Genomic DNA, 6,566 nt, shown 5'->3' with positions numbered 1-6,566 from the left:
CCGTAAAATTCTTTCGCTTTATTCCCGTCATTTCCTGCTCCTTCTTAGCAGGATACCATCTTAATTTACTGTCCTGAAAGGAGGGTCCACTATAGATTTACCTTGCTTGCTTCCTCCATGATCATCTGAGTCACTACCTGCAAATACAGGCGTTATTGACATAATCATCGCAATTAACGCTAGCTGCAGTTTGCTCATACTTGTAATAAGCATTTTTTCTCCTTTTTTATGTATAAAAACACTAAAATGAAACTTAAGGATCTCAAGATAAATTCCCATCCCACAAAAGCAAATATCACGCCAGCAAGTGAAAAAGATGAGAAGAATAAACTTACCTGGAGCACTCTGAGTTGCATCATCTGTCGATTGGAATTCAGAAAATTAGGTGTTGAATGAAGTACCTAATCGACTGAGTCGGATACATTATTTTCTGTATTGCACTAGATAAGAGTACGATGCAAAAAACTGATCAACTATTTTGCTCGACCTTCCAACAACGGGCATCACACCTATAAGCTTGAATATCTTTTGCAACATACTGAAGAAATTCAGATGCCGATAGCACCATCGTTACAGGTATCGTTAGGGGTAAGGTACCGAATCACGAATCCAGTACCGGCAACAAGATCAAAAAGCATACTCAATCCATCGGCAGATTCTCAATCGCGGCCTGTCTTCTTGCTTTTTTAAGTGAAGCAATATCAATCTATTTTATCTATCTGGAACCTAATGCGCATCACGTTAGTTCCTAAACACAAGAGAATTCTTTCACTAAAATTGGATCTCGTTGTGGTTATTTTTGAGTCTTCACACTATTGTCATGAGCGTGACATTATCGATTGTTAATATGTTCATCAACATAAGCTGAAGAGAGTATTTATTCGGTTTATGTTGATTACAGCCGATGCACTTATGGCCATTATTTAGAATGTCATAGTGTGTTTTTCATAGTTTTTATAAAATAAATTGGAGATTACAAAATGAAAAAAACCTCATCAGCTCTTCTTATTCTTGCCGTATTGTTCTTTACCAGTTTCAACGCAATGGCAGCATGCGCACCACAAGTTGTAACTAAATTAGCTGCAGCACCTTACGATACCTTGAACGCTGTACTTACCGCTGCCAAGGTAACCAGTTTCAAAAACAAACTTAATGCAGTCATAAATCAAGCTACCTACGCTGTATTGCTGACTGAAGCCAATGCAACGGCTGCTATGCTTGCAACTGGCCGCATCGTTGTAACGCTTCCAGATGGAACCGTAGTTGTTGATACTTCCAAAGGCGCAACAAACACCTTTGATAATTTTAAGGCCAAAGCAATCAACGAGAACCACAACTCGCGTATTTCTATTCTAGATGCTCAATTGTATGATTGCGGTGTCGGCGTGGAAACCAAAACAAGCACAACAGATGGCACTAAAGAAAATTATGTAGCTAAACGCCTCGGCGCATATCTGGATAGTGCTGGCGCCGTCAGGCTTTCACAAAAAATATAAGGCAATTCTGTAATGCCTTTATTCTTCAGCTAGAAATAGTGGGCTGCCATCGGTGGTAGCCCACTAAACTTTTCTGTGCCGTTAGTGCGCTGTTAGAGGGCCATGAACTGAATCATGAATCCAATACCGGCGACGCACACACCACCAAGCCATCAAACAAAGATTCTATTTAGTCCGTAGGCCATATTCTCAATTCTCGACTTGTCCTTAGCTTCTGTAAGTAGCCAGCAGATAATCCGAACAAGAGCACAAAATTTCTAAGCAATCATCAGATCCCATTGACACATCGCGTTGAATCAATCTGATCCATGGGTCGTAAGTAGTGTTCTCGCCGTTCAATGAACAGACTATTTCCCGGTATGCGCTTGGCTTGGTGTTTGGCAGTTGTTGCGATGGTCGAAATCTCATGGTGCGAACTAAATATACCCGGGGCTACCAAAACTGCGCCGATAGAAAGTGTAACCAGCGAATGAAATACGCGCTGCCCCTTGCGATCTATCGAGAAATATCCGCCATGATCGCAATGCTCCGGTTTAAAAAAACGTATAATTTCGCGCGTGAAATTGGCTAAAGCATGGCGACAGCGAATTTCCCAGTCAAGACTTTGAAACAAAATGATGAAATCATCTCCACCAATATGCCCGATAAAATCCCGCTCCAAGTCGCACGCTTGTGACAGCATATTTCCCGTAACCTGAATTATCTCATCCCCTCTGCGATAACCATAAATATCATTGAATGGTTTGAATGCATCCAGATCACAATAGCAAACGCAGAACCCGACTTGGCTTTCCAGCAAACGATCAATATGTTCGTCAATGGGCACATTCCCCGGCAACAAGGTAAGCGGATTGGCATAGCGCGCTGCTGTTATCTGTAACTGGGTAATCTCCCGCATTAAATCATGACCGGTACCGACACCGAGGTATTGACCCCGGTCAGTGATAATGAAACCATTCGACAAATGACGCTGCCCGGCGGCAACAACCGCATTACTCAATTCTTGTAAACTGATGTTTTTATCCACCACTAACGGTGCCGAGTCCATAAATAAGGTGCAGGATTTCTTGCCATACAGTTCGCGCCAATACGGTCGCGCGTAAGCATCGATTAACCGGTTGCGGGTAATGATTCCAATTGGGATACCCTGTTCGACCACAGGCAGAGACTCCAGAGCGAGTTGCTCAATAAAACGGCTATACACTTCATCGTTATCCATTTCGGGTGTAACAGGCGGCACCGAAATCAACAACTTCATGGTAGATAAGGTTTTCTGGATTACGATATTCTTCCGGGGAAAAACTAGAATTCCATTTTGATGCACGCTGTTGGCTGCATCCGTCGATATGATGGTCGCTGGGATCGCATTGGGGCGGGCAATGTAATAGCCTTGCCCGAGTAAGATACCCAAATCCTTAACAATCATAAACTCAGCATGGGTTTCGATACCTTCCGCAATAATCTGAGTACTCGAATTTTCCGCGATTTGCTGGATAGATCGCACGAACTGTAGCTTAATCGGGTCTTGATTGATGTTCTGGATGAAGTGCTGATCGATTTTGACATATTCGGGTCTGAGTTCGAACCACAGGCGCAGGCTGGAAAATCCTTCACCCAGATCATCGATGGCAATCTCCAATCCCATCGAACGATAATGCCGCACTGCTTCGAGCAGCAGAGAATAATCATAAGTTGGCTGATTCTCGGTTAATTCGATGACAACACGATGCGGCTCTAATCCTAGTGAATGCATGTAGCTTAGCGTTTCTCCATTCTTAAAATTTTCATCAAGCAAGCATTCAGGACTCACGTTCAAGAAAAGCTTCCCCATCAGTTTTTGCTGAACAAAAGCTTCTAGTGTAACTTGGCAGCACAATCGCTCCACTTCTAATAGCAATCCAAATTGCCCAGCCGCTCTGAACAAACTAAGCGGTGAATGTAACGGACTGTTGGATGGTCCGCGAATTAATCCTTCATAGGCGTAAATCTCACCCGTAGCCATGGAAATGATGGGTTGGAAGTTCGGAGTTAGCTGACGTTGCTCGATAATCTGGATAAGCCGCAAGAATATCTCGTTACGGCTGGATTCATGGGTTGCAGAAAAATCGATTGCCCTATCGGGTAAAATTCTTTTTACATTTACATCCATACAATAACCCTACAAACAATTTGTCATGATCAACTTTAACAAATCCATATGAAATAATTATTACAAAACATGTTATGCAATCAATGAACAGCAATAGATTGATGAGAAATTGGATATTAATGATAATTCACTGATAAAAGTAATAATTGGTATATACTGTATAAATAGTTTATATTGTTCTATGTAATTTAAGCTACTCGATTTCCAATTCACTACTTTAAAGGGATTAATCATGACAAAAAAAACCACACCAAATGAAAAAACAAAACCTTCATCAACTACTGAAAGTTCTGTCGCAAAAGCGCCTGCGGCCGCGGTGAAAAAAACGGCTACCCCTAGCAATACTGCAAGCAAAGAAGCTAAGACAGAGCTTCCCGCAACCAAGGATGAAGCAAAGAAACAATCAAAGAAAGATAAACCAAAGAAAATTAAAATGATCCGCGATAGCTTTACCCTACCGGAAAGTGATTACGCTAAGCTGGCTGAACTGAAAAAGAAATGCCTGGAAGCAGGAGTGCATGTTAAAAAAAGTGAACTGATGCGCGCAGGATTATTACGCTTATCTAAACTCAATCGATCAGCATTACTCCAAGCGGTAGCCCAGGTGGAGATAATCAAAACAGGGCGGCCTGCAAAAGAATAATTTGTAATAGTCGCGCCCCGATCTGACAGTCACTTCATCCAATCGGATCGCGACTACCCCAATTCGTAGAGAACCTGATGTGGGAACAAAGCAAAGTCGTATTCGTGACACTGAACATACCCGGATCGAACAACAATACTTTGCTTTGGACTGGCAGCTTCGATAATCCGACCGCCCAGAATCAAAAAGTCACCGAGCGTACAAGCGCTGATATCCGTTGGTTGGAATCTGCATTCAATATGGCGAAAGAAACGCATGCCCGTGCTGTGGTCATAAGCATTCAAGCTGATATGTAGGATCCCGAAGCAGTAACAGCAGGTGAACTTATCGACTACACACCCATCGTACAGAAATTGGCCGACCTGGTGGAGGACTTCGGCAGGCCGGTGTTGTTACTAAACGGCGACTCTCATGTTTATGGCAGTGACCAGCCCCTGGCTGATCCAAATAGCGTCACTGGTGTATCCATCACACCCAAACCGTGCCAAATCTAACTCGCATTACCGTACAGGGATCAACTACAGCACCTTCCGAATGGTTGCGCCTGACCATTGATCCAAGCCAAGCACCAGCCGGTCAACTGGACGAATGTGGCGTACAGCATTGATCCTTTGAATAGCTGCCAATAAACCTGAACAGGCGAGCTTTCAGTAGAAAGCTCGCTCCATCGTAGGATCTAATAATTATCAAGATACTCGCTGGCTTTATAGCAACTTGCACATCCTCCCAGGTGGAAGGCTGAATTGCCAAAAAATTACCAGATAGTTTCTGTCGGTTCCGGTGTTCCAACCAAAAAGAAACAGTTTGCTTGAGCCATGGAAACCAGTGGTAGCCAGTTGTTTAATGAAGAGCTTGGCCAAGAGGCTTTCAAATCTTCTCACAAGATCAATTCATCCCAAATTCACTTAAACTTCCTCGAATAATCATATGCCTGATATGTTTGCTCCATAACATACAGCATGGATACCGATGCTATATCCAATGCAAGAGGGTTTATGAATATACGAATAACTCACAGGAGGTATGTATGAGTAAAATAATATTGATTGGTACAACCATGATTGGATCAGCTGCAATTGCTTTTTCACTATTCACAGCAAGTTGGGCTGGCAATGTTGATGAATCCGGAAGAAATTACCATCAAGGTAAGAATCACAGCATTCAGTTAGGTCCACGCCCATTCTTTTTAATCAATGATATGGACGATGGTCCACTTAAGAAAAAATTGGAAAATTGTGAAACAGGCCCATTCAAACGAACTGATTTTTCTATTGGACATCGCGGAGCGGCACTACAATTTCCAGAACATACTCAAGAATCCTATCAAGCAGCAGCGAAAATGGGCGCGGGCATTATGGAATGTGATGTCACCTTTACCCAGGATAAAGAATTAGTATGCCGCCATTCTCAATGTGATCTGCATACCACAACCAATATTCTTGAAACTGCCTTAGCTGAACGTTGTTCCGTACCATTTCAACCTGCAGTTTTTGATAACAACGGCAATCTGGTCAGTGCCGCCACCGCGCAGTGTTGTACCAGCGACATCACATTAGCTGAATTTAAATCTTTGAAAGGCAAAATGGATGGTTTTGATCCATTAGCAACTACGGTGAGTGACTTTATGGCAGGGACGCCAAATTGGCGAACCGATCTTTATGCCAGTCGCGGAACCTTGTTAACTCATAAGGAAAGCATTGCGCTATTCCGGAAACTGGGAGTAAAAATGACTCCGGAGCTTAAGTCTCCCAGTGTGCCTATGCCATTCAATGGATTTTCGCAAAGAGATTATGCGCAGAAAATGATTAATGAGTATAAAGAGGCTGGTATTCCAGCTTCTAAAGTGTGGGCACAGTCATTTGATATCAATGATATTTTATACTGGATACAGAGCGAGCCTGAATTTGGGAAACAGGCTGTTTATCTGGATGGCCGTTATGAAGATCCTGCCTTCGACCACCGTAACCCTGCAACCTGGTCACCTTCTATGGAGCAACTAGCGTCTGATTGGTGTAAAGATTATTGCACCGCCGATGTGGATGTTACTGGAACTTGAAGAAGGTGAAATTGTTCCTTCACTGTATGCAAACCGGGCTAAAAAAGCAGGACTGGATATTATCGCTTGGACATTTGAACGATCTGGTCCGCTGGCAACAGGGGGTGGTTTCTACTATCAAACACTTACTTGATTAGAAAGATTCTTCAGCTTGCCGAAGCCAACGTGTTGGGCGAGGCCCGATAGTGGCTGCAGCGACGAACAGACGCAGAGGGAGCGCTT

At 43.1% G+C, this 6,566-nt stretch carries 7 protein-coding genes; 6 read left to right on the top strand and 1 reads right to left on the bottom strand.

The window, feature by feature from the left end; all coding sequences use genetic code 11:
- Positions 1 to 980 precede the first annotated feature (980 nt).
- The gene (locus ACH10T_RS03445) at positions 981 to 1,496 is read left to right on the top strand and encodes a hypothetical protein (protein WP_394807933.1); all 516 of its coding nucleotides are present in this window, start codon (positions 981 to 983) and stop codon (positions 1,494 to 1,496) included.
- A gap of 268 nt (positions 1,497 to 1,764) precedes the next feature.
- Here ACH10T_RS03445 and ACH10T_RS03440 read toward each other — a convergent pair whose 3' ends face one another.
- Positions 1,765 to 3,645, bottom strand: a complete 1,881-nt coding sequence (locus ACH10T_RS03440; RefSeq protein WP_394807932.1) for a GGDEF domain-containing protein — start codon at positions 3,643 to 3,645, stop codon at positions 1,765 to 1,767.
- A gap of 232 nt (positions 3,646 to 3,877) precedes the next feature.
- Between ACH10T_RS03440 and ACH10T_RS03435 the strand changes: the two genes are divergently transcribed.
- The 5 genes from ACH10T_RS03435 (at position 3,878) to ACH10T_RS03415 (ending at position 6,477) form a co-directional block, all read left to right on the top strand.
- Complete coding sequence (locus tag ACH10T_RS03435) at positions 3,878 to 4,288, top strand: hypothetical protein (protein ID WP_394807931.1); 411 nt, start codon at positions 3,878 to 3,880, stop codon at positions 4,286 to 4,288.
- A 77-nt stretch (positions 4,289 to 4,365) separates the two neighbouring features.
- Positions 4,366 to 4,584, top strand: coding sequence for a hypothetical protein (locus ACH10T_RS03430; protein ID WP_394807930.1), 219 nt, complete (start codon positions 4,366 to 4,368; stop codon positions 4,582 to 4,584).
- A gap of 185 nt (positions 4,585 to 4,769) precedes the next feature.
- On the top strand, positions 4,770 to 4,895 hold the full coding sequence (locus ACH10T_RS03425; protein WP_394807929.1) for a hypothetical protein: 126 nt from the start codon (positions 4,770 to 4,772) through the stop codon (positions 4,893 to 4,895).
- Positions 4,896 to 5,315: 420 nt separating this feature from the next.
- Positions 5,316 to 6,344: a glycerophosphodiester phosphodiesterase family protein gene (locus ACH10T_RS03420; RefSeq protein WP_394807928.1), complete on the top strand. Its 1,029-nt coding sequence runs from the start codon at positions 5,316 to 5,318 to the stop codon at positions 6,342 to 6,344.
- Positions 6,328 to 6,477, top strand: coding sequence for a hypothetical protein (locus ACH10T_RS03415; protein WP_394807927.1), 150 nt, complete (start codon positions 6,328 to 6,330; stop codon positions 6,475 to 6,477). The genes ACH10T_RS03420 and ACH10T_RS03415 overlap by 17 nt, the downstream gene beginning before the upstream one ends.
- Positions 6,478 to 6,566 lie beyond the last annotated feature (89 nt).

Origin of the sequence: Nitrosomonas sp. (genome assembly GCF_043753625.1) — a bacterium.
Classification (GTDB): Bacteria; Pseudomonadota; Gammaproteobacteria; order Burkholderiales; family Nitrosomonadaceae; genus Nitrosomonas.
The sequence above is the reverse complement of the archived record's forward strand: the minus strand, read 5'-3'. Positions and strand labels throughout refer to the sequence as shown.